The sequence below is a fragment of the Acidovorax sp. Root568 genome, assembly GCF_001427445.1.
GTDB lineage: Bacteria > Pseudomonadota > Gammaproteobacteria > Burkholderiales > Burkholderiaceae_C > Acidovorax > Acidovorax delafieldii.
Window position 1 is genome coordinate 164,768 of sequence record NZ_LMGP01000018.1, and the last position, 21,464, is coordinate 186,231.

26 protein-coding genes and 1 tRNA gene are annotated in these 21,464 nt (G+C 63.1%); 4 read left to right on the plus strand and 23 right to left on the minus strand.

The window, feature by feature from the left end:
* Window positions 1-333 precede the first annotated feature (333 nt).
* Entirely contained in the window at window positions 334-828 is a 495-nt protein-coding gene (locus ASD75_RS18635) for a hypothetical protein (RefSeq protein ID WP_235511656.1), read from the minus strand.
* 325 nt (window positions 829-1,153) lie between these two features.
* On the opposite strand from ASD75_RS18635, the gene ASD75_RS23800 reads away from it, so the two are divergent.
* Window positions 1,154-1,504 carry a hypothetical protein gene (locus ASD75_RS23800; RefSeq protein ID WP_156401052.1) on the plus strand — a complete coding sequence of 117 codons (351 nt, stop codon included), beginning with the start codon at window positions 1,154-1,156 and terminating at the stop codon, window positions 1,502-1,504.
* Window positions 1,505-1,979: 475 nt separating this feature from the next.
* Here the strand turns inward: ASD75_RS23800 and ASD75_RS18650 are convergent, their stop codons facing one another.
* The 13 genes from ASD75_RS18650 to ASD75_RS18705 form a co-directional block, all read right to left on the minus strand.
* The gene (locus tag ASD75_RS18650) at window positions 1,980-2,195 is read right to left on the minus strand and encodes a hypothetical protein (protein ID WP_056747327.1); all 216 of its coding nucleotides are present in this window, start codon (window positions 2,193-2,195) and stop codon (window positions 1,980-1,982) included.
* A 112-nt stretch (window positions 2,196-2,307) separates the two neighbouring features.
* Window positions 2,308-2,661 carry a hypothetical protein gene (locus ASD75_RS18655; RefSeq protein ID WP_056747328.1) on the minus strand — a complete coding sequence of 118 codons (354 nt, stop codon included), beginning with the start codon at window positions 2,659-2,661 and terminating at the stop codon, window positions 2,308-2,310.
* A gap of 97 nt (window positions 2,662-2,758) precedes the next feature.
* Entirely contained in the window at window positions 2,759-3,337 is a 579-nt protein-coding gene (locus ASD75_RS18660; protein WP_056747329.1) for a recombinase family protein, read from the minus strand.
* Window positions 3,334-3,780 carry a hypothetical protein gene (locus tag ASD75_RS18665; protein ID WP_056747330.1) on the minus strand — a complete coding sequence of 149 codons (447 nt, stop codon included), beginning with the start codon at window positions 3,778-3,780 and terminating at the stop codon, window positions 3,334-3,336. Before ASD75_RS18665 ends, ASD75_RS18660 begins: the two co-directional genes overlap by 4 nt.
* A gap of 160 nt (window positions 3,781-3,940) precedes the next feature.
* On the minus strand, window positions 3,941-5,131 hold the full coding sequence (locus ASD75_RS18670) for a zonular occludens toxin domain-containing protein (protein WP_056747331.1): 1,191 nt from the start codon (window positions 5,129-5,131) through the stop codon (window positions 3,941-3,943).
* Window positions 5,128-5,427, minus strand: a complete 300-nt coding sequence (locus ASD75_RS18675) for a DUF2523 family protein (RefSeq protein ID WP_056747332.1) — start codon at window positions 5,425-5,427, stop codon at window positions 5,128-5,130. Before ASD75_RS18675 ends, ASD75_RS18670 begins: the two co-directional genes overlap by 4 nt.
* Before the next feature lie 4 nt (window positions 5,428-5,431).
* Window positions 5,432-7,102, minus strand: a complete 1,671-nt coding sequence (locus tag ASD75_RS23950) for a virulence factor TspB C-terminal domain-related protein (protein ID WP_200947622.1) — start codon at window positions 7,100-7,102, stop codon at window positions 5,432-5,434.
* Between the two features lie 122 nt (window positions 7,103-7,224).
* Window positions 7,225-7,428, minus strand: a complete 204-nt coding sequence (locus tag ASD75_RS18685; protein WP_056747334.1) for a major capsid protein — start codon at window positions 7,426-7,428, stop codon at window positions 7,225-7,227.
* Window position 7,429: 1 nt separating this feature from the next.
* Window positions 7,430-7,642: a hypothetical protein gene (locus ASD75_RS18690; protein WP_056747335.1), complete on the minus strand. Its 213-nt coding sequence runs from the start codon at window positions 7,640-7,642 to the stop codon at window positions 7,430-7,432.
* Complete coding sequence (locus ASD75_RS18695) at window positions 7,635-7,841, minus strand: hypothetical protein (RefSeq protein ID WP_056747336.1); 207 nt, start codon at window positions 7,839-7,841, stop codon at window positions 7,635-7,637. Before ASD75_RS18695 ends, ASD75_RS18690 begins: the two co-directional genes overlap by 8 nt.
* On the minus strand, window positions 7,831-8,052 hold the full coding sequence (locus tag ASD75_RS23810; protein ID WP_156401053.1) for a hypothetical protein: 222 nt from the start codon (window positions 8,050-8,052) through the stop codon (window positions 7,831-7,833). Before ASD75_RS23810 ends, ASD75_RS18695 begins: the two co-directional genes overlap by 11 nt.
* Window positions 8,053-8,068: 16 nt before the next feature.
* Window positions 8,069-8,389 carry a hypothetical protein gene (locus tag ASD75_RS18700; protein ID WP_056747337.1) on the minus strand — a complete coding sequence of 107 codons (321 nt, stop codon included), beginning with the start codon at window positions 8,387-8,389 and terminating at the stop codon, window positions 8,069-8,071.
* Window positions 8,390-8,410: 21 nt separating this feature from the next.
* A complete protein-coding gene (locus ASD75_RS18705) occupies window positions 8,411-9,625 on the minus strand; it encodes a replication initiation factor domain-containing protein (protein ID WP_056747338.1) in 1,215 nt (404 codons plus the stop codon).
* Between the two features lie 401 nt (window positions 9,626-10,026).
* Between ASD75_RS18705 and ASD75_RS23495 the strand changes: the two genes are divergently transcribed.
* Window positions 10,027-10,278, plus strand: a complete 252-nt coding sequence (locus ASD75_RS23495; protein ID WP_156401054.1) for a hypothetical protein — start codon at window positions 10,027-10,029, stop codon at window positions 10,276-10,278.
* Here ASD75_RS23495 and ASD75_RS18710 read toward each other — a convergent pair.
* From ASD75_RS18710 to ASD75_RS18750, 9 genes are all read right to left on the minus strand, one after another.
* Window positions 10,264-10,351: transfer RNA gene (locus ASD75_RS18710), tRNA-Ser, on the minus strand. The two genes, ASD75_RS23495 and ASD75_RS18710, sit on opposite strands and share 15 nt — an antisense overlap.
* Before the next feature lie 19 nt (window positions 10,352-10,370).
* On the minus strand, window positions 10,371-11,051 hold the full coding sequence (gene ureG, locus ASD75_RS18715; protein ID WP_056060569.1) for an urease accessory protein UreG: 681 nt from the start codon (window positions 11,049-11,051) through the stop codon (window positions 10,371-10,373).
* Window positions 11,048-11,758 carry an urease accessory protein UreF gene (locus ASD75_RS18720; protein WP_056747339.1) on the minus strand — a complete coding sequence of 237 codons (711 nt, stop codon included), beginning with the start codon at window positions 11,756-11,758 and terminating at the stop codon, window positions 11,048-11,050. Before ASD75_RS18720 ends, ureG begins: the two co-directional genes overlap by 4 nt.
* A 10-nt stretch (window positions 11,759-11,768) precedes the next feature.
* The gene (gene ureE / locus ASD75_RS18725; RefSeq protein ID WP_056747340.1) at window positions 11,769-12,434 is read right to left on the minus strand and encodes an urease accessory protein UreE; all 666 of its coding nucleotides are present in this window, start codon (window positions 12,432-12,434) and stop codon (window positions 11,769-11,771) included.
* Between the two features lie 75 nt (window positions 12,435-12,509).
* On the minus strand, window positions 12,510-12,989 hold the full coding sequence (locus ASD75_RS18730; RefSeq protein ID WP_056747341.1) for a GNAT family N-acetyltransferase: 480 nt from the start codon (window positions 12,987-12,989) through the stop codon (window positions 12,510-12,512).
* A gap of 11 nt (window positions 12,990-13,000) precedes the next feature.
* A complete protein-coding gene (gene ureC / locus ASD75_RS18735) occupies window positions 13,001-14,719 on the minus strand; it encodes an urease subunit alpha (RefSeq protein WP_056747342.1) in 1,719 nt (572 codons plus the stop codon).
* A 93-nt stretch (window positions 14,720-14,812) separates the two neighbouring features.
* A complete protein-coding gene (locus tag ASD75_RS18740; RefSeq protein WP_056747343.1) occupies window positions 14,813-15,118 on the minus strand; it encodes an urease subunit beta in 306 nt (101 codons plus the stop codon).
* Window positions 15,119-15,179: 61 nt separating this feature from the next.
* Window positions 15,180-15,794, minus strand: coding sequence for a HupE/UreJ family protein (locus tag ASD75_RS18745; protein WP_056747344.1), 615 nt, complete (start codon window positions 15,792-15,794; stop codon window positions 15,180-15,182).
* 38 nt (window positions 15,795-15,832) lie between these two features.
* Window positions 15,833-16,135, minus strand: a complete 303-nt coding sequence (locus tag ASD75_RS18750; RefSeq protein ID WP_015012806.1) for an urease subunit gamma — start codon at window positions 16,133-16,135, stop codon at window positions 15,833-15,835.
* Window positions 16,136-16,404: 269 nt separating this feature from the next.
* Between ASD75_RS18750 and ASD75_RS18755 the strand changes: the two genes are divergently transcribed.
* Window positions 16,405-20,043 (plus strand): ATP-binding protein, encoded by a 3,639-nt coding sequence (locus ASD75_RS18755; RefSeq protein WP_056747345.1) that lies wholly within the window; start codon window positions 16,405-16,407, stop codon window positions 20,041-20,043.
* Complete coding sequence (locus ASD75_RS18760) at window positions 20,043-21,113, plus strand: response regulator (protein WP_056747346.1); 1,071 nt, start codon at window positions 20,043-20,045, stop codon at window positions 21,111-21,113. The genes ASD75_RS18755 and ASD75_RS18760 overlap by 1 nt, the downstream gene beginning before the upstream one ends.
* The last annotated feature ends 351 nt before the right edge of the window (window positions 21,114-21,464 follow it).

Sequence of the window (21,464 nt, forward strand, 5' to 3'; positions counted from 1 at the left end):
GTAGGCCTTTTGCCGAGCCGCGAAGCCCCAGTGTCCATCTGTCGGCACCATTGCGGTATGGGCGATGCCGTCATCACCCAGCCATCCCAGCGCGCTACATCACAAGAATGATTCTGTACAAACCCGGCACGCAATTTCTCTACAAAGGCAGAACGGTGAGCGTGGACTACGTCATCATCAAACGCACCGGTCTGTGGATTCGGTTGGCGCACAGCGAAGAGGTATGCCGCCCTGAAGATTTGACCCCCATCGCACCGCAGGGAGCGGGACTGACGAGGTGAAAGAAAGGCCACACGCAGAGCACAGGCCCGGCGTGGCACCCCACCGGGAGGTCTACTTGAGCTGCTGGGACAACCACAACAGCCCCCAAACGATCGCCACCAGCTGAACCAGGTTGACGAAGAGCGCCGCCGAATGCACGCGGCGAAAGTGGTGAATCGCTCCGTCGCTACTCGCCTCGATCTGTGCACCGAGCTGCTGCATGGCTTGCAACAAGTGCTTGCGCAGCAGCGAGACGATGCAGGCATTGACCGCCACGCCGATGGCAAAGGGGTACCTGCCCCAAAGCGCATAACTGACAAACGCCCCCAGCGACGCCCAGAACGCAGCACGGTAGTACACGTTGAAAAACCCCCGAACGAACCGCGCGTCCAGTGGGGTGTCATGTTTTAGCGTAAGAAGCGGCAGACCACCCATCAAGAAGTAGGCGGTGGTGACCAGCAGGGCCACCGTGAAAAAGAACGATGCGTAGAGGGCCGACGACAACATCTTTCTCTCCTCAACATGGCTGGTCACTTCAGGCCGCAGGCCCGTACCCAATTTCTCCATCCTGCCCATGAATGCGGCAAGGTTCAGTAAAAACGCAGTCTAGGGGGCAGATGCGTTCTTGTGAATTGGGTTGGGTGAGGGGTGGTCAGCCACAGACATGTTGCTGCACTGGCCTTTGCGCACATTTCGCTGTTGTAGCTGCGCCGGGCCAAGAACTGGCGGAGACTGTGGTTTTCGAACCAACGCAGGAAGGGGGCAAGTGGATGCTGCGCAGCACCATTTCGAACCTACAACGTGCGGCAGAATTCGGCCAGAAGTCGACATTTGCAACCTATGAACTCGGGACCGACACGCTAAGGTAAAAAGCCCCAATTGACTCCTCAAGATGCGCAAATTTGTAGTCGCCCACTTTATTCTTTCAGTAGCAGCTTTATGCCTGTGCGCCTATTGCTTTCTACAAATTCCTTTCGACAAGGTCAGCACAGAGTCCGCGATTGATGAAATTGAAAGAACATTCGTTGTACGCATGAGCTTTGATGCAAAGCAATTAGAGTATCTCGATTGGCTTGCTGGATGGATTCGCGGGAACACTGCTGCGTTTAAGAGCGCGCACAGCAACCTCTGGCAGGCAGGCGTGTACGGCTTCGGTGCGTTCGGCCTGCTGAGTGCGGCTCTGGGGTTCTTAATGAGGAGAACACTGCGCGCGAATGAATCTGGCAAATCGCAGCAGGGCTGATGCCAAAGGTGAAATGCAACGCGTTTAATACTTTGCCATCAACGTCGGGCTTGAGGAATCCGCGATGTCTCTTTTGGGCCCTGAGCAGTCTCTCAGTGCTAGGGCGATTTATGCCCTTTTGCTTGGCTTTCGAGCTCACTGCGGTAGAGCCGCTGAGCGATCACTACAACGATGCTCAGCACAAGCCACACCGCAAACGGCAGACCGAGGGGAGTCCCGGCCGCGAGCAAGGCAAGCATGGTCGCAACAACCATGTAAGAGGTTCCGTACCGCTTAGCAATAGCTGCCCCGTGCGGGAGTGGAGCGTGACTGGCGTCGCGAACCAACTTTAAGTCCCCTAGAAATCGGACGCGCCACCCTATCCAGCCACAGTACAGCGCAACAAACAGCATGTACGCATGCAGCGCAAGCACTAGATAGATTGCACTTCCAAATTTTTCTGTCATTTGGTCTTACAGATGTCCGTTTGTGGCCGCTATGCGAAGTATAGAATTCCCAGCCAAACAAGAAGTGCGCTGAAAGCCGCCACCTGAATACGCTTGCTAATTGCATTCAGACGGTCAATTTCTACATCGAGTTGCGCAGATTTTTCTGAAGACTTTCGCTTGCTTAGCCTGGCGATCTTTACCGCCATGACTAGCTGCACAACGGCAAATATGAGCAGAATTATTGCGACTTGATACTTGGTCATAGCGGCTTCTTCTGGTCGAGTTGAACGGCATCAGCCAGCGGCCGGTAGTGGCCGCATTCTGCCCCACGGCGAGGGGCGCTAGCGGGCCCAAAGCGGGAAGTCAACGCCTTGGTTACAGAGCAAAAATACGTCCGGCGATTGCCGCAAAGAACGCCGCAAGGTTAAAGGTAAGTAAGGCGAATAGCGTCCGCCGGAATCTGAACCCTGACAGCGCGCACACGAGCAGTGTTGCACTAACGGAGAGGAGAAACGCACCACTGGTGTACGCGGCTACTCCGTGCAGAACGTTAACTTGTAAAGGGGCGCTACGCGATCCTCCCTCGGCAAGTTCTCCGGTTTGCAAGGCGATGACTCCTGCACTACCCGACATGGTGGCGAGCATAAGAAGGATCGCTTTCCCGCCTATCCGCTCAAATGCCGACGATGGCCTCTCAGGTTGTGACAGCCCGTCTGTGGCTTGGCTCATGTCGTTTCCTCTTCCAAGATCAATGTCCGCTTCTGGCCGGTTGCAGCCATCGTAGCAGCGGGCTCCAGAAGGACAAAACGCGATCATTGTCATTCGGCTATCTGAGGCTGCTGTGGTCGGGTTTAGTGACCCGATAGATGGCTCGTTTCACGCTGGAGGTGTGCACGTCGAAGTGGTCCGCAAGGGCCTGCATGGTGTAGTTGCCTGAGAGGTACATGCGGACCAGTTTGGCTTCGGTTTTTTCGGGCATGGCGCGTGCCCTTCCGAACTTCTGACCCCGAGCTTTTGCGGCTTCAAATCCAGCGGCGCAACGCTCGCGGATCATGGCTCTTTCGAACTCTGCGAAGGCGCCCAGCATGTGGCAGAACATGCGGCCAGCAGGGGTACTGGTGTCTATCGACTCTGTGAGGCTGCGGAATGCGACGCTGGATTGCTCCAGCGATTCCAGCAGCCGTAGTAGGTCCCGTAGGCTGCGGGATAGGCGGTCCAGTTTGTAGACCACCAGCACGTCACCTGGGCGCAGTTTTGCAAGGAGGGATTGCAGCTCAGGGCGTCGCGCGACGCCGCTGCGCTTCTCTTGCACAACGTGTTTGATTCCTGCGCGTTTGAATGCCGCGAGCTGGACGGCAGTGTTTTGCTCGGTGGTGGAAACGCGCGCGTATCCGTAGACCGTCAACGGTCCACGTACTGGCTCTCAAAGCGCTTTCGAGCGGCCATGTATTCATTGGCGCACGCAGTGGTGCCTGAGTCCAGTTTGCAGTTTGGAGAGGGTTGGTGGAATCTTGCCCATGCGTCCTCTTTCCGCTGTCGCCTTTCAGACTCAAGCCGTTTCTCTAGGGCTTGTGCAGCACGTAGGCCCTCCATGTGCTGGCGCTCTTCCTCTTTGGCCTGCTGATTCAGTTCATTCTGCTTGGCAATCTCCGCATTCGTGCGTGCGGCTTGAGCCTTGATCTCTTGAGCGGCTTTGCGCATCGCTTCTTCGGCCCGGTAGGTCAGGATTGCTTCGTAGGCGAATGCGGCTGCAAGCCCGCCAATAAACACGCCAAGGGCGATCTTGAATACATCAACCAAGAATTTGCCGGTGTCTTCTTCTTCAGGTCGAAACGGGCGCCTGTTCATGCTCTCTCTCCTTGCGATGAGTGTATCTGTGTGCAGTAGCAAAGGGCACGAGTTGCACTGCGGTCTGACATGGTGCCCTGCGGCCCCATACCCCCGCCCCAGCCCTGCGCCACATGGGCTATGGGCTGGGTCCCCGTTGTCTCTCAGTGAAGAACCAGCCTCACTGGATCAAGCTGGAGCGCACTTGTGCATTGCGCGCTGCGAGCCCTTGCGCCCATTCAGACGTCGATTGCACCTGCGGATGTTTGTGCGCTGGGTCGGGCACTGGCACGGTGCGAACCGGGGCTGCTTGTGCCATTTGCTGGCCCGTTGGCGGCATGTTGCGGCCCTGCTGATAGTCGCCCCTGTCGCGGTGGCTGTATTCGCCCTTGCTGGCCGTTTTCCAGTCCATGAAGAAGCCTTGCGCCACGATCTGCATGCACACAGCCGGACTCACATGCAATAGGGTGGCTTGCTGGGTGTAGCAGTTGCAGACCTTGCCCATGTGCACGCACGCGGCAGGGTATGGAGCCTCGGTGGGCTTCGTGACTTCATCGTAAGCCGGTGCAGTGTGCGCAAAGTCCTGCAGCCGAGGCACGCGGTGCGCAATGTATTCATCCGCAGTCATCACCTGGGCGACTTGCCGCAGGTTTTGACTAGGTGAACTGGCCGCATTTGTGCCTGGCTGGTTTGCTGTGGTTTCTGTAGCGGGTTTGGCCTGCTTAGTGGCGTTCTTGTAAACGCCGGTGACTGCGAAGTACAGCGCCGCAGGAACGGCGATGGCGCACGCGGCCAGGACAAAGACGGCCCGAGGGATCTTCTTTTTCCCGGTGTGCAGGCTGGCCGAGCGATACCAGCTGTAGACCTCTTTCGGATAGCCCACCATCGAGACTTCGCCGCGTGCGCCTGCGCCGGGTTCTTCGCACTTCATGTCCGGGCTTGAGAAGCGAAGAACGCTCACCACATCGGCGCCAAAGGCCCGCTTCAGGTGGCGGTGCCATGAAGGCTTGTCGATCAGGCGACGCACAAACACATCGATCAGCGATGGGTGCGGGCAGATCATCCAGAAGTCAAAGCCGCGCCGCCGCCGATGCTGTGCGATGGCCTGCACGTAGTCCGGAACGTCAGAGCCTGAGCGCCTGAGCGGGAATTCGTTTTGGCATTCGTCCATCACGCAGATGGAGCCATCAGGCAGGTCTTGCCACTTCTTGGGGTCGAACTTCTGCCAGCCGAATTCCGCTGCCTTGGCCTCGTCCATGTCGAAGCCGTGATAGTAGACCGGGCGGTTTTCCTTGAGCTGCTGTGCGCGCACATCGCGCAGGGTGATCAACGTTTTTCCGGCGCCGTTCGCTCCGGTGGTCAGGTAGATCATTTCATGACCCATTTCTTGAAGCTGTCGCCGCTGATGCCGCTGACGATGGCCCGGGCCGCAATGGCGCTGGTGATGATGCTGATGCACACACCCACCTTCATGAAGCCAATCAGTCCGATCAATTCAGCAGGCAGGCCACCGAGCGCGGCCAGTGCCCCGGCCTTCATCCAATCGAGGGACGATGACACGCCGGTATAGGTCACAACGCTGATGCCCAAGGCGATCAGGATGCGGCCCGCGAGCGTGCCTACGAGGTTGATCAACATGCCGCCGATGGCAGCAACAAAAATGGGCATGGTGTTATCCCCTTGTGACGATGCGGGCGGCCAGGAGCATTGACACGGCCACCAAGATATTGCCGAGCATGGCGAGGTACTGGCAGAGGTTGGACAGGGGCAATGACACGCCCTGGCCCCACACAGTGACGCTCAAATCTCCGATACAGCCACCGCCGCCGAGCGGGTCTGATGTGTCGATGCGACCGCTCAGGCTGATGGTTTCATTGCCGGGCAGGTCGCCGGTCTGGTTGCCGGTCTTGCCCTTGTTGGCGTTGTAGAGGTCAGATTCAGCGCTTGTATCGTCGAACAGCTTGCAGTTGCGGGCGTACTGCTCTTTCGCTATGGCGCACTGGATCGCGTCACCTTCACAAGCGTAGCCAGACATGCAGGAGCCACCAAAGCCGCTGCCGTCATCCTCTCCATCACCGTTGCCATTGCCGGTGCCGCCACCACCTGTGCCAGTACCACCACCGCCACCCGAGGGGGGTTCTGTGTAGACACACTTGCCGTTGATCTTTATGGAGCCCTCGGGGCATTTGCCGTCGCCGTCTGGTGCTTCAGGGTTTTTGACGCACCAATCTCCGCTTTTGTGAAAGCCAGGAGGGCACTTGCCATCGGGCGGGGGAGGAATAACGATCGGAGGCGGAAGCGTAGGGCCACCAGTGCCGGTGCTGGGGCCGGACCCACCATTGCCGGTGCCGCCGTTACCTGTGCCGCCATTGGCGGTGCCGCCATTGCCAGTACCGCCGTTACCTGTGCCGCCATTGCCGGTCCCACCGTTGCCTGTGCCGCCATTGCCGGTGCCACCGTTGCCGGTGCCGCCGTTACCTGTGCCGCCGCCGCCCGTACCGTTACCGCCGTTACCTGTGCCGCCGTTGCCGGTGCCACCGTTGCCGGTGCCGCCATTACCGGTTCCGCCGTTACTGCCACCGTTGTCGCCGCCGTTATCGCTGGGGCCATTGCCGCCGCCTGTGCCGCCGTTGCCACCGGTACAAGCGGCGCCAGTGAAGACGCCCGCTCCGGTGCAGCTTTCTTGACCGTCGAAACGGACGCAAATGGTGGGCTTTACACGCACTTGGCAGTTGAGCCCATCGGACATTTCGCACAGGTAGGTGACGCTATCGCTTAAGTCGGTGTAGTCGCCAGCAGAGGTGCCCGCCTTGCATTTGTTGGGCTTGCACTTCTTACCAACGCGGGTGGTTCCGGGAGGACATGGCGGGTCTTTGATGCAGTCTTCACCAACCCGGGTTTCGTCCTCTTTGCAGTTGTCGCGAACGCAATGACCTGTGCCGTCATCGTGAGTGCCCGGCTGACATTGAGGCTTCTCTTTGCAGCCGCCATCGAATGGCACCAAGCCAGCGCCGCATGTGCAGACAGAGGCACCAGAGCCGCTAGTGCTCATGGTTGAGCCGGAGGGGCAGGAGTCTGGCCCCTTTTGCTGGGTGCATTTGCCGTCGTAATACCCGTTGTTGTAGGTGTAGCCGCAGTCCTGCACCTTGGGATTCGCCGTGGCCTTGCACGTCCAACTGGCGGAGATACCGGCGCCAAGTTGACCGACAGGGAAATTGGTGGAGTTGCAAGAGGCTGTATTCCACTGCCCGGGCGTTGCAGGGAAGGGGCCACCGTCGGCCAGCGCGGGAGGCCCGAAGCACAGAAGCAGGACCGCGACGATCAGGCGGTAAAGATCAGCCATGCGGCCCCCAAGATTGCGATGATGACAAAGAGGCCCATTTGTTTTGCACCTTGTAGAAGCTCACCCCTCGTGAGCTTTTGCAAGGCCCCTGCCGGCCGGTCAGGGACACATGCGAGGGCCGCTTAGGACAGGGCTTGACGCACCCACTTAAAGGCCTTGACGCCCACGTGCAGGATGAGCACAGCGGCGCCGACAGCGGCGATAGGTGCAGCCTGCAAAGCAATGTCTGCAGTGACGGCCGTCACGTCGACTGCGGCGGCGTTTGCAGCAGCAGCACCGGCCAGAGCGGCAACGGCGACGAGCGAGCGATTGAAGGTTTTTTGCATGTCAGATTTCCTCTTTGGTAGTTGATGAATTGCCGTCGATGTGCAGGGCGCGGATGAGCATGCGAAATGCCCAGCCGACAGCCCAGACCGCGAGGACGGCGCCCGCGATGGCTGCTCCATCCGCTGTATCGAGTTGCAGCGGAGGGAGGCTTAATTCATGCACCACAGTCACCGTGCAGGCGCTGGGGCATTCGATGACGGTGGGGTCAGCCACGTGGCATGGCCCGCAGGATTGCTTGCGCCCGCAGGCGTGCCTGGGCGATGCGCTCGGCAGTGCTTGCGCGAGAGCGCAGACGCTCAGAGAGGGCGACTACCGCGCCATGCACCAGTACGAACAACAACCCGCCGACGAAGCCCGCCAGGAGGGCGAGCATTGCCACGCGCTGGGCGAAGAATGCGAGGTCAATTTCCAAAGTGTGGCTCCTGCTTTTTGTAGAGGTCGTCCAGGTCGATGACCTGTGGCCGGTGGAATGGCTCGGTGTGGTCCTCGATCAGCTGCACGCAGGTTTCGAGGTCTTCCACCACTGCGGCTTCGCAGAGCAACATGACCCACTCCGGCTGTCCGTCCTCGAAAGACGGCGCAAGGAAAGCGCCTGTTGTGCGGGACTGAATCACGTTGCGCATGGGGTGCCTTCGGGCCTTACGCGGCCTTGGCTTGGGCAGCGGGCTTGATCGCCAGCAGCGTCAATTTCGTGGTGTTCTCAGCACCGGCCACGATGTCGAATTCGCACTCGCACATGACGCCGCCAAGGGGCCAAGAGTTCTTGAGGTGTGCCCACTTCTGGAACTCTGTGGAATCACCGAGCTTGAAGGGGCGAGTGACAACGCCGATGGATTCGCCGCTGCTGGTTTGGGCAATGTCCACGGACAGGTGGAAGGTGGTGGAGTCGAAGGGACGGCCTTCAATCTCGCCCTTGGATTGCTTGATACCGTGCAACACGGCTTTGCTGGTCATCTTCATTTTTTGATCCTTGGTTACGGCCTAAGCTGGTTGCATCCCGGACCGGCCACGCCCAGGTGCGAGAACACGATGGAAGGCGCGATCAAATGCACCTGCAATCTCGTTTTCGTTGAAGCGCTGGAGCCGTCCAGGCGCTTTTTTGTTGAACAGGATTTCTTCGATGAACTGCGTGTTGCCGAGGTGCTTGAAGCACAGCGCGATGCTGGGCGCGGCGGTGTCCATGAGCCACTGCACGTTGCGCTTGACCTCGGCGCAAATGGTTTCAGCGGCGAGGCGCTGCGTGGTGCGTACAGGCTCGGGCGTGGCCTGTGATCCGGCTTCGCGCAGCATGGCTGCGTGCCATTCACTGGCCCCTGCAAAGAAGTCGGCAGGACGACGCAGCATGTCGGGCGAGAGAACGCGCAGCTTGTTGCCGTAGCGCAGCTCAACGCGCAGCCATGGGCTGTCATCCTTCGGGCCGAAGAGCTGGTGCCCCTTTTCGTACACGTTGGTTTGTTTGCCTGCTTCCTTGCTGCCGAAGTAGAAGGAGCGGGCGCGCCCGTTGCACCAATCACCGACCTGATTGCAGCTGGGTGTGCGGCCATGGTGGTCCATCAACCCTGCCTTGTAGTCGGCCTGCACGCGGTCCATGCCACCGGCGAAACCGTCGAAGAAATCGAGGGCGAGGTCTACGCGGGTGATCGTGGCTTCGGTGCGCTCCACGATGGCGGCGAGACGTTGATTGAAGCCGTGGCGGGCGAAGGTGCAGGCGGTGCCGTAGAGGTTGCAGTGAATGGTGCGGGCCTGCGCGTGCTGGCGGGGGCTGTCGCCACTGGAGAGGTAGCCGACCCAACCGCATTCAACCTCATTGCGAACGATGGACCAGCGAAAGCGGTAGAAGTCGTGGCCCTTGCGGATTTCAGGGAACACGCTGAACTCTGGGCCGAGGGCTTCGCATGCTTGCTCGGCCAGGGCCTTGGCCTGGACGCTGGCCGCAAAGTCTGCATCGGGCATGTCTCGCAGCAGTTCGGCAAGGCGTGCAGCGCGTTCAACGTGGGGCACATCGTCAGACCAGCGCGCACCGTCGTGCAGAGGGAACAGGTCTTCAATCGTGGGCGTGGGCGCGTTGCGCAGGGTGCAGGTGAAGCGGACCCAATCGACATGAACGGGCTGCTTCGTTTTGGTCCGCTCTGCAGTGAGACGCAACTTCACTTCGTTGCCGTCGAGAACGAGGTCGGTTTTCTTTGCGCGGGTCATGCTTGTGACTCGTTCAGGTTCTCCCCGTGATTACCAACGGGGAGGGTTGGGATACCGCGCGTCGCTGCCGCGCCCGCGCTCCGCTTGCTGGGCGCGGCTGCGGCGCGCTGCGGCATGCCCTCAACGAGGGTTGCAATCGAATGCCATGTGTTGAGCATCCCGGCGCCGGATTGGCCCTTGAGGGTGCACACCCCCAGCGCAGGCGCTGCAGGAGCCGCCACAGCGCGTGCAGCGCCTTTGGTGGCTGAGGGTGTGCGAAACAGTGGTTTTGGGCTCATGGCGGCTCCGTGCGTATTGAAATGGTTTCAATAGCCCGAATGTTGAAAGCCCCTCAAACAATCACAAAGCGCTTTGTGGTGAAATCCCCTCAATATTGAAGGGTTCTAAACATGCCTCAGACGATGGATTTGCTGCAAAAAGCGCTGGTCTTGAAGAACGCTGCCGCGTGGTCGCGAGAGTTCAATATCACTCCTGGAGCGCTGTCACATGCGATCAAGCAGGGACGGCTAAGCCCAGTGCTTGCTGGGAACTTTGCTATCGAATTGGGAGAAGAGCCCGAACCGTGGATGGCCATTGCGGCCATGGAGGCAGAGAAGGAAAGCGAGCTGCTTGCACGGCTGAAAAGCCGCGTCAAGGCATGGCGGAGACTGTGAGATTCGAACTCACGGACGGTTGCCCGTCGGCAGTTTTCAAGACTGCTGGTTTAAACCACTCACCCAAGTCTCCGGGAGGGAAGGCGCGAATTCTAGCCGACTGCGGGTGCTGATTTTTTCAGCATGCCCCGGGTCTCGATGAACTTGACCACATCGGCCACGCCGGCCAGGGTTTTGAGGTTGGTCATCACAAACGGCTTGAGGCCCTGGGCGTTGGTGCGCATGCGGGTGGTGTCGGCGTGCATCACATCCAGGTTGGCGCCCACGTGGGGGGCCAGGTCGGTCTTGTTGATGATGAACAGGTCGCTTTTGGTGATGCCAGGGCCGCCCTTGCGGGGGATTTTTTCGCCAGCGGCCACGTCGATGACGTAGATGGTGAGGTCGCTCAGCTCGGGGCTGAAGGTGGCGGCCAGGTTGTCGCCGCCGCTTTCCACAAACACGATGTCGGCGTTGGGGAACTCGCCCAGCATGCGGTCGATGGCCTCCAAGTTGATGGAGCAATCCTCGCGGATGGCGGTGTGGGGGCAGCCGCCGGTTTCCACGCCAAGGATGCGCTCTGCGGGCAGCGCGCCGCTCACGGTGAGCAGGCGCTGGTCTTCCTTGGTGTAGATGTCGTTGGTGATGGCGATGAGGTCATAGTCATCGCGCATGGTCTTGCACAGCATTTCCAGCAGCGTGGTCTTGCCGGAGCCAACGGGGCCACCGATACCCACGCGCAGGGGCGGCAGGTTCTTGGTGCGGTTCGGGACGTGGTGCAGGTTGCTGGTGGTCATGATCGGAAGAGTCGGGAGTATTGGTTTTCGTGCTGGGCTGACAGGATGGCGAGCATGGGCGAAAAGGCCTGGCGCTCGCTGTCCATCAGCCCGATGGCATGGTCGGCTGCGGCTGGGATGGCATCGGCCAGCCGGGCCAGGATGCGCTGGCCGGCGCTTTGGCCCAGCTGCATGGATTTGAGGGCGGCCTGCACCATGTTCTCCGCCCAGCCAAAAGCGTAGGCCAGCAGGACGTCGCGCACGGGCGCCTGGGTGGTGGATGAGGCCAGTGCGAATGCCACAGGGTAGGTGGGGGGTAATGCGGCCAGGTGGCGCACGGCGGGCATCAGGGTCTCGTCGCCCTGGTTCTGATTGCGCAGCCAGTCGGCCATCGATCGGCCCATTTGCTCGGTCTGCAGGCGCAGTTCGCTCGTTTCTCGGGTGTGCAGCACCCAGTCGTTGAGTTCGCGCACATGCGCCCAGTCGGCGCGCCGCCACGCACCCACAGCCTTGGCGATGAGGGCCATGTCGCCCCGGGCCTGGGTGATGTGGAGCTGGTCCTGCAGCCAGTCACCCACGGCGGTTTCGCTGGCGAGGCCCACGTTTTCAATGGCGCTTTCCAGCCCCTCGGAATACGAAAACCCGCCCACCGGCAGTGCAGGGGAGGCCAGCCACATCAGCTGCAAAAAGCTGGCGGCCGGCAGCCGCGTGGGGCGGTCCAGGCGCATGGGCGGTGGCTCAGTGGTCGTGGTTGCAGTTCGGGCCGTGCACGTGCCCTTGGGCCACCACGGGGATGGGCACCGTGCGGCCTCGGGCTAGGGGCGTGGCCGCAGCCGGTACCTCTGTGTGAGTGTGCCCGTGGTCATGGCCATGATCGTGCGCGTGACCATGCTCGTGGTCGTGATCGTGGCTATGGCCGTGACCCCCATGGTGGTGCCCGCCGCCATGCCCCGCAGCATAGGCACCGCCTTCGGGTTCAAACGGCAGGTTTTGCTCGTTCACGATGAGGTGCATGGCGCGCAGCATGTCGGCCAGCACGTGGTCAGGCTCGATCTTGAGGTGGTCGGGCTGCAGCTCGATGGGCACGTGGCGGTTGCCCAGGTGGTAGGCGGCGCGGGTCAGGTCAAACGGTGTGCCGTGTTGTTGGCAGTGGGTGATGACCTGCACCGGCTGCGGCGCTGCGATCACGCGCACCATGGAACCGTCTTCGGCCACCAGCACATCGCCGCCGCGCACCAGGGTGCCACGGGGCAGGAAGATGCCCAGTGCGCGTCCGGCCGAGTCGGTGGCTGCAAAGCGGCTTTTCTGGCGCACGTCCCAGTCCAGCTCGACGGTGGTGGCGCGCTTGAGCAGTACGGGAGCGAGGCCTTGGCCTTGGGGGAGAAGTTTGGAGACCTGGATCATGGCAAGAGGGAAGGGCGGAGCCGGAAAGGCGAGGTCAACATTGTGGCCCTGGCCGAAAGGCGATGCGCGGATGCGCTACAGGGTGCGGCTCATGTAGCGGCTGTGGGGATCGGGCCGGTAGCTGCCGAATGGTGCACAGTCGGTAAAGCCATAGCGCAGGTAGAGCTGGTGCGCGGGTTCAAAGAAGGGCTGGGTGCCCGTTTCCAGGCTGATGCGCTGGTAGCCCAGGTCGACCGCCTGGCCCAGGATGTGTTCCAGCACGGCCCGGCCCACCCCCTGGCCACGCACGCTGGCTGCTGTGCGCATGGACTTGAGCTCGGCATGGTCGGCATCCAGGTGCTTGAGTGCACCAGTACCCACCAGCTCGTCATCGCCGCGCCAGGCCGTCCAGAAGCGGATCTCAGGCTGGCGCAGTTGCACCATGTCGAGCGCGTGCACGCTCTCCGGTGGTGAGGTGGCACGCATGTCCTTCAAATGCTCCTGCATGAAGGCTTCGATGCGGGGATCGGTCAGGTCGTCCAGGCGGATCCGCAGGTCTTGCAGCAAGGCATTCATGGGAAGCGACCTCAGAACAGGAAGTAGCGCTGTGCCATGGGCAGCACGGTGGCCGCTTCACAGGTGAGCAGCTGGCCGTCGGCGCGCACGGTGTAGGTCTGCGCGTCCACCTCCATCTTGGGCGTGTAGCTGTTGTGCACCATGTCGCGCTTGCGGATGCCGCGGATGTTGCGCACGGCGGAAAGCGTCTTGCGCAGGCCAAAGCGCTCGCCAATGCCAGCAGCCAACCCTGCCTGCGAGACAAAGGTGAGCGACGTTTTGGCGATGGCCCCGCCAAACGCGCCAAACATGGGCCGGTAGTGCACGGGCTGCGGTGTGGGGATGGAGGCATTGGGGTCGCCCATCGCAGCCATGGCGATCAGCCCGCCCTTCAGGATGAGCGCGGGCTTCACGCCGAAGAATGCGGGCTTCCAGATCACGATGTCGGCCCATTTGCCCACTTCGAGCGAGCCCACCTCGTGGCTGATGCCATGCGCAATCGCGGGGTTGATGGTGTATTTGGCCACGTAGCGCTTGATGCGCGTGTTGTCGTTGCGGGCCGTGTCACCTTGCAAGCTGCCGCGCTGCACCTTCATCTTGTGCGCCGTCTGCCAGGTGCGCAGGATGACCTCGCCCACGCGGCCCATGGCCTGGCTGTCGCTCGACATCATGCTGATGGCGCCCAGGTCGTGCAGGATGTCCTCGGCCGCAATCGTCTCCTTGCGGATGCGGCTCTCGGCAAAGGCCAGGTCTTCGGCAATGCTGGCATCGAGGTGGTGGCACACCATGAGCATGTCCACATGCTCGTCCAGCGTGTTGTGCGTGTACGGCATGGTGGGGTTGGTGGAGCTGGGCAGAAAGTTGTCTTCGCCCACCACGCGCAGGATGTCCGGTGCATGGCCGCCGCCCGCGCCCTCAGTGTGGAAGGCGCAGATCCCGCGCCCGCCCACGGCGGCAATGGTGTTCTCCACAAAGCCCGATTCGTTAAGCGTGTCGCTGTGGATGGCCACCTGCGTGTCGGTGGCTTCGGCCACATCCAGGCAGTTGCTGATGGCCGAGGGCGTGGTGCCCCAGTCTTCGTGGAGCTTGAGGCCAATGGCGCCCGCGTTGATCTGCTCGTGCAGCGCATCGGGCAGGCTGGCGTTGCCCTTGCCGAGGAAGCCGAGGTTCATGGGGAAGGCGTCGGCCGCCTGCAGCATGCGCTCCATATTGAGGGGCCCCGACGTGCAGGTGGTGGCCAGCGTGCCCGTGGCGGGGCCAGTGCCGCCGCCCAGCATGGTGGTCACGCCGCTGGCCAGGGCCTCTTCGATCTGCTGCGGGCAGATGAAGTGGATGTGGCTGTCGATGCCGCCTGCGGTGACGATGTTGCCCTCGCAGCTGATGACCTCCGTGCCGGGGCCGATGACGATGTCCACGCCGGGCTGGGTGTCGGGGTTGCCGGCTTTGCCGATGGCGGCGATGCGGCCTGCGCGCAGGCCGATGTCGGCCTTGAAGATGCCGGTGTGGTCTACCACCAGGGCGTTGGTCAGCACTGTGTCCACCGCGCCTTGTGCGTTGCTGCGCTGGCTCTGTGCCATACCGTCGCGAATCGTCTTGCCGCCGCCAAACTTCACCTCTTCGCCGTAGCTGCCAGCCCGCAGGGTGTGGTCGGCCTCGACTTCGAGAATGAGTTCGGTGTCGGCCAGGCGCACGCGGTCGCCCACCGTGGGGCCGAACATCTCGGCGTAGGCGCGTCGTCCAATGGTTGCCATGTGAGGGGTGCTCCGCAAGAACGGTTTACTATGTTTTTGATAGCTGCTGGGGCAATTGATACCGGCGCTATCGGCCAATTGGGCTTGAGTTTGCTACAGCGGGCCCTGCGTCAGGCCCTGAAAGCCGAACACGCGGCGCTCGCCCGCGTAGTCCACCAGCTCCACGGTGCGCTCCTGGCCGGGTTCAAAGCGCACGGCGGTGCCGGATGCGATGTTGAGCCGCATGCCGCGTGCAGCCACACGGTCAAAGCCCAGGGCGTTGTTGGTCTCGGCAAAGTGGTAGTGCGAGCCCACCTGGATGGGCCGGTCGCCGGTGTTGCGCACCACGACGGTCAGCGTACGGCGGCCGGTGTTGAGCGCGTGCTCGCCGGGTTCGGTAAAGAGTTCGCCAGGGATCATGGTCGGGTCCTTGAGGGGTGGGCTGCTGCGGTGTCGGTATGCATGACGCCAGTCAGACCTGTCAGACCATCTGGGCCAGCAGGGCACCACCCATCAGCGCCACGGCAGCGCCTGCAGCGTGGCTGAGCCACACGGTGCGATGGCGAAGTGCCCAGCCTGCCGCCAGCCCCGCGCCATGCAGCAGCACGGTGGCCGTCAGCATGCCCGCCAGGGTTTGCCAGGCGCTGTGGCTGCCCGCCAGCTCGACGCCGTGGGCCACGCCGTGAAAGACGGCAAACACGCCCACGCTCAGCGCGGCCATGAGGCCGGGAACGCGCAGGCGCGACACGACGAGCAGGCCCGTGGCCAGCAGCGACGCGGCAATCATCGGCTCCACCGCAGGCAGTGTCACGCCCTGCAGGCCCAGCACGGCGCCTGCCAGCAACATGGCCGCAAAGCCCACGGGGCCCCACAGCAGTTCGCGTCCAGCACGGCGCGCGGACAGGGCGCTCCACAGGCCCACGGCCACCATGGCGGCCAGGTGGTCCAGGCCGAACAGGGGGTGGGCCAAGCCGCTCAGAAAACTGTTGTGGATGTGGGATTCAGCGCCGGTATGGGCGAAGGCGCCAGAACTGATTGCACTGGCTGCTATGAAGAGAAGAGCGGCTGTGTGACGGTGTGAGGGTGTGATGCGCATGGGGGGGCTCCACGGAGAGAAGAGGGGGAGAAAAGGGGTCAGACGATCGGCTGATGGACGGTGACGAGCTTGGTGCCGTCGGGGAAGGTAGCCTCCACCTGGATGTCCGGAATCATCTCGGGGATGCCTTCCATCACGTCCGCGCGGGTCAGCACGGTGCGGCCTTCGCTCATGAGCTGCGCCACGGTCTTGCCGTCGCGCGCGCCTTCCATCACGGCGGCACTGATCAGGGCGACAGCCTCGGGGTAGTTGAGCTTCAGCCCCCGGGCCTTGCGGCGCTCGGCCAGCAGGGCGGCAGTGAAGATCAGCAGCTTGTCTTTTTCGCGAGGAGTCAGTTCCATATCGTTGCACTCAATGCTGGGGTAAATGGCTCGCGCGACCGCCGAGGCGGTCGAACGCGAGGGGTCAGTTCCATGTCGTTCTACTCAATTCAAGGCTGGATGGGCTCGTGTGGCAGGTTGTCCTGACCGGGCGGTCCTGAGGGCAACGGATTCATCATAGGCAGCAAGCCCCGTGCCCGCCATACGCCAGAGGGCGAAGGTGCGCTGGACGTGAAGGCGAATCGTGGCATGGAAACTGCACTTGCAAGGGCTGCCGTCGTCCTTTGCCCATGCCCCTTTCCACCGCCCCCCTTGCACCGCCCGACGCGGCCTCGGCAGCAGCCTTGGGGCCGGATGCCGACGCGCAGGCGCCGCAGCAGGTCGTGAAGGTCCGGCGCGACTACAACAGCTGGGTGGCCACCGAGACCATGGAGGACTACGCGCTGCGCTACACGCCGCAGCGCTTTCGCAAATGGTCCGAATGGCGGGTGGCCAACACGGCGTTTGGTGCGGCCTCGTTCCTGATCCTGGAGGCCGTGGGCGCCACGCTGCTGGTGCAGTACGGCTTCATCAATGCCTTCTGGGCCATCGTGGCCACGGGGCTCATCATCTTCCTGGCGGGGCTGCCCATCAGCGTGTATGCGGCGCGCTATGGGGTGGACATGGACCTGCTCACGCGCGGCGCGGGCTTTGGCTACATCGGCTCCACGCTCACCTCGCTGATCTACGCCAGCTTCACCTTCATCTTCTTCGCGCTGGAGGCGGCCGTGATGGCCTATGCGCTGGAGCTGGCACTCGACATCCCGCCCACCTGGGGCTACCTCATCTGCGCCATTGTGGTGATTCCGCTGGTCACGCACGGCGTGTCCGCCATCAGCCGCCTGCAGGTGTGGACGCAGCCGCTGTGGCTGGTGATGCTGGTGGTGCCGTTTGCCTATGTGCTAGTGCGCGATCCTGGTGCGTTTTCCGGGGTTGTGCACTACGGTGGTGAATCGATGCGCGGCGCCACGTTCCAACTGCCCTTGTTTGGTGCAGCACTCACGGTGGGCATTGCACTCATCACCCAAATGGGGGAGCAGGCTGACTACCTGCGCTTCATGCCCGCCCGCACGCCTGCCACGCGCGGGCTCTGGTGGCTGGGCGTGCTGGTGGGCGGGCCGGGCTGGGTGGTGCTGGGGGTTCTCAAGATGCTGGGCGGCGCGCTGCTCGCCTATCTGGCGCTCACCCACATGGTTCCCGCCGACCGGGCGGTGGACCCTAACCAGATGTACCTGGCCGCCTATGAATATGTGTTCCCCAACTACGGCTGGGCGGTGGCGGCCACGGCCTTGTTTGTGGTGGTCTCGCAGCTCAAGATCAACGTGACCAACGCCTACGCGGGCTCGCTGGCGTGGTCCAACTTCTTCTCGCGCCTCACGCACAGCCACCCGGGGCGCGTGGTGTGGGTGGTGTTCAACACGCTGATTGCCTTCATGCTGATGGAGATGAACGTGTTCCGCGCCATGGGCGAGGTGCTGGGGCTGTACTCCAACATCGCCATCGCCTGGATCATGTCCGTGGTGGCCGACCTCGTCATCAACAAGCCGCTGGGCTTGTCGCCCAAGGGCATCGAGTTCAAGCGCGCGCATCTGTACGACATCAACCCGGTGGGCGTGGGTTCGATGGCGCTGGCGTCCATCCTTTCCATCAGCGCGCACCTGGGGCTGTTTGGCCCGCTGCCGCAGGCGTTTTCGGCGGTGATTGCGATGGCGGTGGCCTTTGTCACCGCGCCGCTCATTGCCTGGGCCACCGGGGGGCGCTACTACATTGCGCGCCAGCCCGAGCGCGCCACATTGACCGATGTGATGACCGATGTGGTGGCAGTGCCCATGCACGGACCGGTTAGCGGCCAACGAGGTGCTGACCTGGGCAGCTACGTACGCTACACCGTGCAGCGCTGCGTGATCTGCGAGCGTGAATACGAAGCCCCGGACATGGCCCAGTGCCCCGCGTACCGGGGCGCCATCTGCTCGCTGTGCTGCACGCTGGATGCGCGCTGCGGCGACCTGTGCAAGCCCCACGCGAGCATGGCGGTGCAGTGGTCGGCCGCCTTGCGCTGGGTGCTGCCGCGCGCCATGTGGCGGTACCTGGACACGGGCCTGGGGCACTTTTTGCTGCTGATGCTGGTGATTGCGCCGCTGCTGGCCTCGGTGATGGGCCTGCTGTACCACCAGGAGCTCAACACCATCGCCCAGGCGGCCACGGACACCGAGGTGATGGCGGCACCCGAAGTGGCGCTGCGCTCGGGTCTGCTCAAGGCGTATCTCGCGCTGCTGGTGATCTCGGGCATCGTGGCCTGGTGGCTGGTGCTGGCGCACAAGAGCCGCCAGGTGGCGCAGGAGGAATCCAATCGCCAGACCGGCCTGCTGGTGCGCGAGATCGAGCTGCACCGCCAGACTGATGAGGCGCTGCAGACCGCGCGCAGCGTGGCCGAGCAGGCGCGCCAGGTGGCCGAAGCGGCTCAGCGCGCGGCTGACCAGGCCAACCAGGCCAAGAGCCGCTACATCAGCGCCATCAGCCACGAGATCCGCACGCCGCTCAACTCCATCCTGGGCTATGCCCAGCTCATGGGCGAAGACGCGGGTGTGCCCCCGCACCGCAAGCAGGCGGTGCATGTGATCCGGCGCGGCGGCGAGCATTTGTTGTCGCTCATCGAGGGCACGCTCGACATCGCGCGCATCGAGTCGGGCAAGCTCACGCTCGACGTGGCGCCCATGCGCTTTGCGGACGGGCTGCACGAGATGGCCAGCCTGTTCGAACTGCAAGCTGCCGCCAAGGGCCTGGCCTTCACTTTCGATGTGCAAGGCGTGATTCCTGAAGTGGTACGCGCCGACGACAAGCGACTGCGCCAGATCCTCATCAACCTGCTGGGCAACGCCGTCAAGTTCACCGTGCACGGCACTGTCACGCTGCGCGTGCGCCATGCGCGCGAGATGGCGCGCATCGAGGTGCAGGACACGGGGCCGGGCCTCACGGCCGAGGAGATCGAGCGCATCTTCGAGCCCTTTGCACGCGGCGGCTCGGGCGGCGGCAGCACCACGGCCGCGCCGGGCGCAGGCCTGGGCCTGACCATTGCCAAGATGCTCACCGCGCTCATGGGCGGCGAACTGACGGTGAGCAGCACCCCCGGCGTGGGCTCGGTGTTCCACGTCAAGCTGTTCCTGCCCGAGGTGCATGGGGATGCGCTGGGCAAGGCGGCGGCGCCCGTGGCGGTGCAAGCCCAGCGCGCCCGCAGAGGGTATGCAGGCGAGCGCCGCCGCATCCTGGTGGTGGACAACGAAGAGCCCGACCGCGAACTGCTGCTGCAACTGCTGGAACCCCTGGGCTTTGAGCTGCGCCAAGCGGCCAGCGGCCACGATGCGCTGGACCTGCTGGCCACCGGCTACCGGCCGCACGCCATCTTCATGGACCTGGCCATGCCGGGCATCGACGGCTGGGAGACTTTGCGACGTGTGCGGCAGATGCGGTTACCAGACGTGCAATGTGCCATCGTCTCCGCCAATGCCTTCGACAAGGCGCTCGATAATGACGTGGAGATCAGCCCCGAAGACTTCATCGTCAAGCCCGTGCGCCACAGCGAGCTGCTGGACTGGCTGGAGCGCCGCCTGGGCCTGCAATGGCAATACGACGAGGCTGCCGAGGCCCCCACCGGGCCAGCGCCCACGGCGGCCTCTGCGGCGCCCGCACCCCTCACATACCCCAATACCACTGCGCTGGCGGCTTTGGCGCAGGCAGTGTCTTTGGGCTACTACCGGGGCATTCTCAACACCCTGGACGACATTGAACGCAGCCAGCCCGCGCACAGCGCTTTTGTGGACACCATGCGGCAGCTGGCCAAGCAGTTCCAGTTCGATGCCATGGGCCAGATCCTGGAACAGGCACCCTCGTGATGACCACCGCCAACCCACCTCCCTTCCAGGCTCCTGCCGCGCCGGGTGCCGCGCTGGACCGCACCGACAGCGATGTGGTGCTGATCGTGGACGACGTGCCGGACAACCTGGCCGTGCTGCACGACGCGCTGGATGAGTCGGGCTACACCGTGCTGGTGGCCACGCATGGCGAGGCCGCCCTGCAGCGCGCCGCGCAGGCCCTGCCCGACATCGTGTTGCTGGACGCGATGATGCCCGGCATGGACGGCTTTGAAGTGGCCCGGCGCCTCAAAGCATCGCCCGCCACTGCACACATTCCCATCATCTTCATGACCGGCCTCACCGAGACCGAACACCTGGTGGCCGCGCTGGAGGCGGGCGGCGTGGACTATGTGACCAAGCCCATCAAACCCCGGGAGGTGATGGCGCGCATGGGGGTGCACCTGGGCTCTGCCCGCAAGGCCCGGCAGGACGCGCGCCAGGCCCGCGAGGCGCGCAACGCGCTCGATGCGTTTGGCTACGCCAGCATCACCGTGCGTGCGGTGGACGGCCGCATCGTGTGGCAGACCCCGCTGGCGCGCGAGCTGCTGCAAAGTTACTTTGGTGAAGTGGGCCCGGACGGCGCGCCCACCGCCTTCGGCCAGTGGGCGCCCGAGCCGGTGCAGGCCTGGCTGCGTCGCCATGTGCTGGCCGACAACGCGGCCGAGCTGCTGGCCGCTTCGCTGGCCGAGCCCCCGCGCCTTGCGGTGGAGCAGGGCGCCCGCAGGCTGACCTTCCGTCTGCACCAGCAGGCTGGCGACAGCGCCGGCGGCGGCGACTGGCTCATCGTGATGCGCGAGGTGTCGGATGCCAAGATCATCGAATCCATGAGCCTGTCCTTCAAGCTCACCGCGCGCGAGGCCGAGGTGCTGTACTGGGTGGTCAAGGGCAAGATCAACCGCGACATCGGCGACATCCTGGGCGCCAGCCCTGCCACCGTCAAGAAGCACTTGGAGCGTGTTTTCGCCAAGCTGGGGGTGGAAACGCGCACCGCAGCAGCGGCCATGGCCATGAACCGCATCCGGCAGTTACATCCCCAGTTTGAAGGGTGACCATCAGGGCCAAAAAAACGCATTGACCTCGTCATGTTGCAGCGCAATAATCGCGCACCTTCATTTCCGGAGCCCCAGCGTGGAAAGTGCCAGTTGTTGCAGTGAACCCCAGCAAGCCGTGACGGCTGCTGCCTGCCAGGCCTCCTGACGCCCGCTCCCGGGCCGTGGATTGCCTTGTGCAAGCTCCGGCCCCGTCTCTCCCAGCCCCTGTTGTACCCCGTGCGCCCCCGTCGGCCATGGCGGTGTGGGTGGCTTTACCGTCTTGCCGCTTTGCTGCATCTGTGCCGTCTGCACGGGCCGCGCCCCTTTGGCTGGGGCATGGCCCGCCTGCTGTGACGGTGCCCCCTGGCG

Excerpts from the sequence above, each read along its gene's own strand:
- ASD75_RS18705 (WP_056747338.1), bottom strand. The coding sequence starts at position 9,625 with ATGACCCGCGCAAAGAAAACCGACCTCGTTCTCGACGGCAACGAAGTG.
- ureE (WP_056747340.1), bottom strand. The coding sequence starts at position 12,434 with ATGATCCAGGTCTCCAAACTTCTCCCCCAAGGCCAAGGCCTCGCTCCC.
- ASD75_RS18650 (WP_056747327.1), bottom strand. The coding sequence starts at position 2,195 with ATGACCAAGTATCAAGTCGCAATAATTCTGCTCATATTTGCCGTTGTG.
- ASD75_RS23800 (WP_156401052.1), top strand. The coding sequence starts at position 1,154 with ATGCGCAAATTTGTAGTCGCCCACTTTATTCTTTCAGTAGCAGCTTTA.
- ASD75_RS23950 (WP_200947622.1), bottom strand. The coding sequence starts at position 7,102 with ATGGCTGATCTTTACCGCCTGATCGTCGCGGTCCTGCTTCTGTGCTTC.
- ureG (WP_056060569.1), bottom strand. The coding sequence starts at position 11,051 with ATGACCACCAGCAACCTGCACCACGTCCCGAACCGCACCAAGAACCTG.
- ASD75_RS18755 (WP_056747345.1), top strand. The coding sequence starts at position 16,405 with ATGCCCCTTTCCACCGCCCCCCTTGCACCGCCCGACGCGGCCTCGGCA.
- ASD75_RS18655 (WP_056747328.1), bottom strand. The coding sequence starts at position 2,661 with ATGAGCCAAGCCACAGACGGGCTGTCACAACCTGAGAGGCCATCGTCG.
- ASD75_RS18720 (WP_056747339.1), bottom strand. The coding sequence starts at position 11,758 with ATGCGCCTGGACCGCCCCACGCGGCTGCCGGCCGCCAGCTTTTTGCAG.
- ASD75_RS18670 (WP_056747331.1), bottom strand. The coding sequence starts at position 5,131 with ATGATCTACCTGACCACCGGAGCGAACGGCGCCGGAAAAACGTTGATC.
- ASD75_RS18745 (WP_056747344.1), bottom strand. The coding sequence starts at position 15,794 with ATGCGCATCACACCCTCACACCGTCACACAGCCGCTCTTCTCTTCATA.
- ASD75_RS18740 (WP_056747343.1), bottom strand. The coding sequence starts at position 15,118 with ATGATCCCTGGCGAACTCTTTACCGAACCCGGCGAGCACGCGCTCAAC.
- ASD75_RS18665 (WP_056747330.1), bottom strand. The coding sequence starts at position 3,780 with ATGAACAGGCGCCCGTTTCGACCTGAAGAAGAAGACACCGGCAAATTC.
- ASD75_RS18685 (WP_056747334.1), bottom strand. The coding sequence starts at position 7,428 with ATGCAAAAAACCTTCAATCGCTCGCTCGTCGCCGTTGCCGCTCTGGCC.
- ASD75_RS18750 (WP_015012806.1), bottom strand. The coding sequence starts at position 16,135 with ATGGAACTGACTCCTCGCGAAAAAGACAAGCTGCTGATCTTCACTGCC.
- ASD75_RS18700 (WP_056747337.1), bottom strand. The coding sequence starts at position 8,389 with ATGAAGATGACCAGCAAAGCCGTGTTGCACGGTATCAAGCAATCCAAG.
- ureC (WP_056747342.1), bottom strand. The coding sequence starts at position 14,719 with ATGGCAACCATTGGACGACGCGCCTACGCCGAGATGTTCGGCCCCACG.
- ASD75_RS18675 (WP_056747332.1), bottom strand. The coding sequence starts at position 5,427 with ATGCCCATTTTTGTTGCTGCCATCGGCGGCATGTTGATCAACCTCGTA.
- ASD75_RS23810 (WP_156401053.1), bottom strand. The coding sequence starts at position 8,052 with ATGCGCAACGTGATTCAGTCCCGCACAACAGGCGCTTTCCTTGCGCCG.
- ASD75_RS23495 (WP_156401054.1), top strand. The coding sequence starts at position 10,027 with ATGGATTTGCTGCAAAAAGCGCTGGTCTTGAAGAACGCTGCCGCGTGG.
- ASD75_RS18635 (WP_235511656.1), bottom strand. The coding sequence starts at position 828 with ATGGAGAAATTGGGTACGGGCCTGCGGCCTGAAGTGACCAGCCATGTT.
- ASD75_RS18760 (WP_056747346.1), top strand. The coding sequence starts at position 20,043 with ATGACCACCGCCAACCCACCTCCCTTCCAGGCTCCTGCCGCGCCGGGT.
- ASD75_RS18730 (WP_056747341.1), bottom strand. The coding sequence starts at position 12,989 with ATGAATGCCTTGCTGCAAGACCTGCGGATCCGCCTGGACGACCTGACC.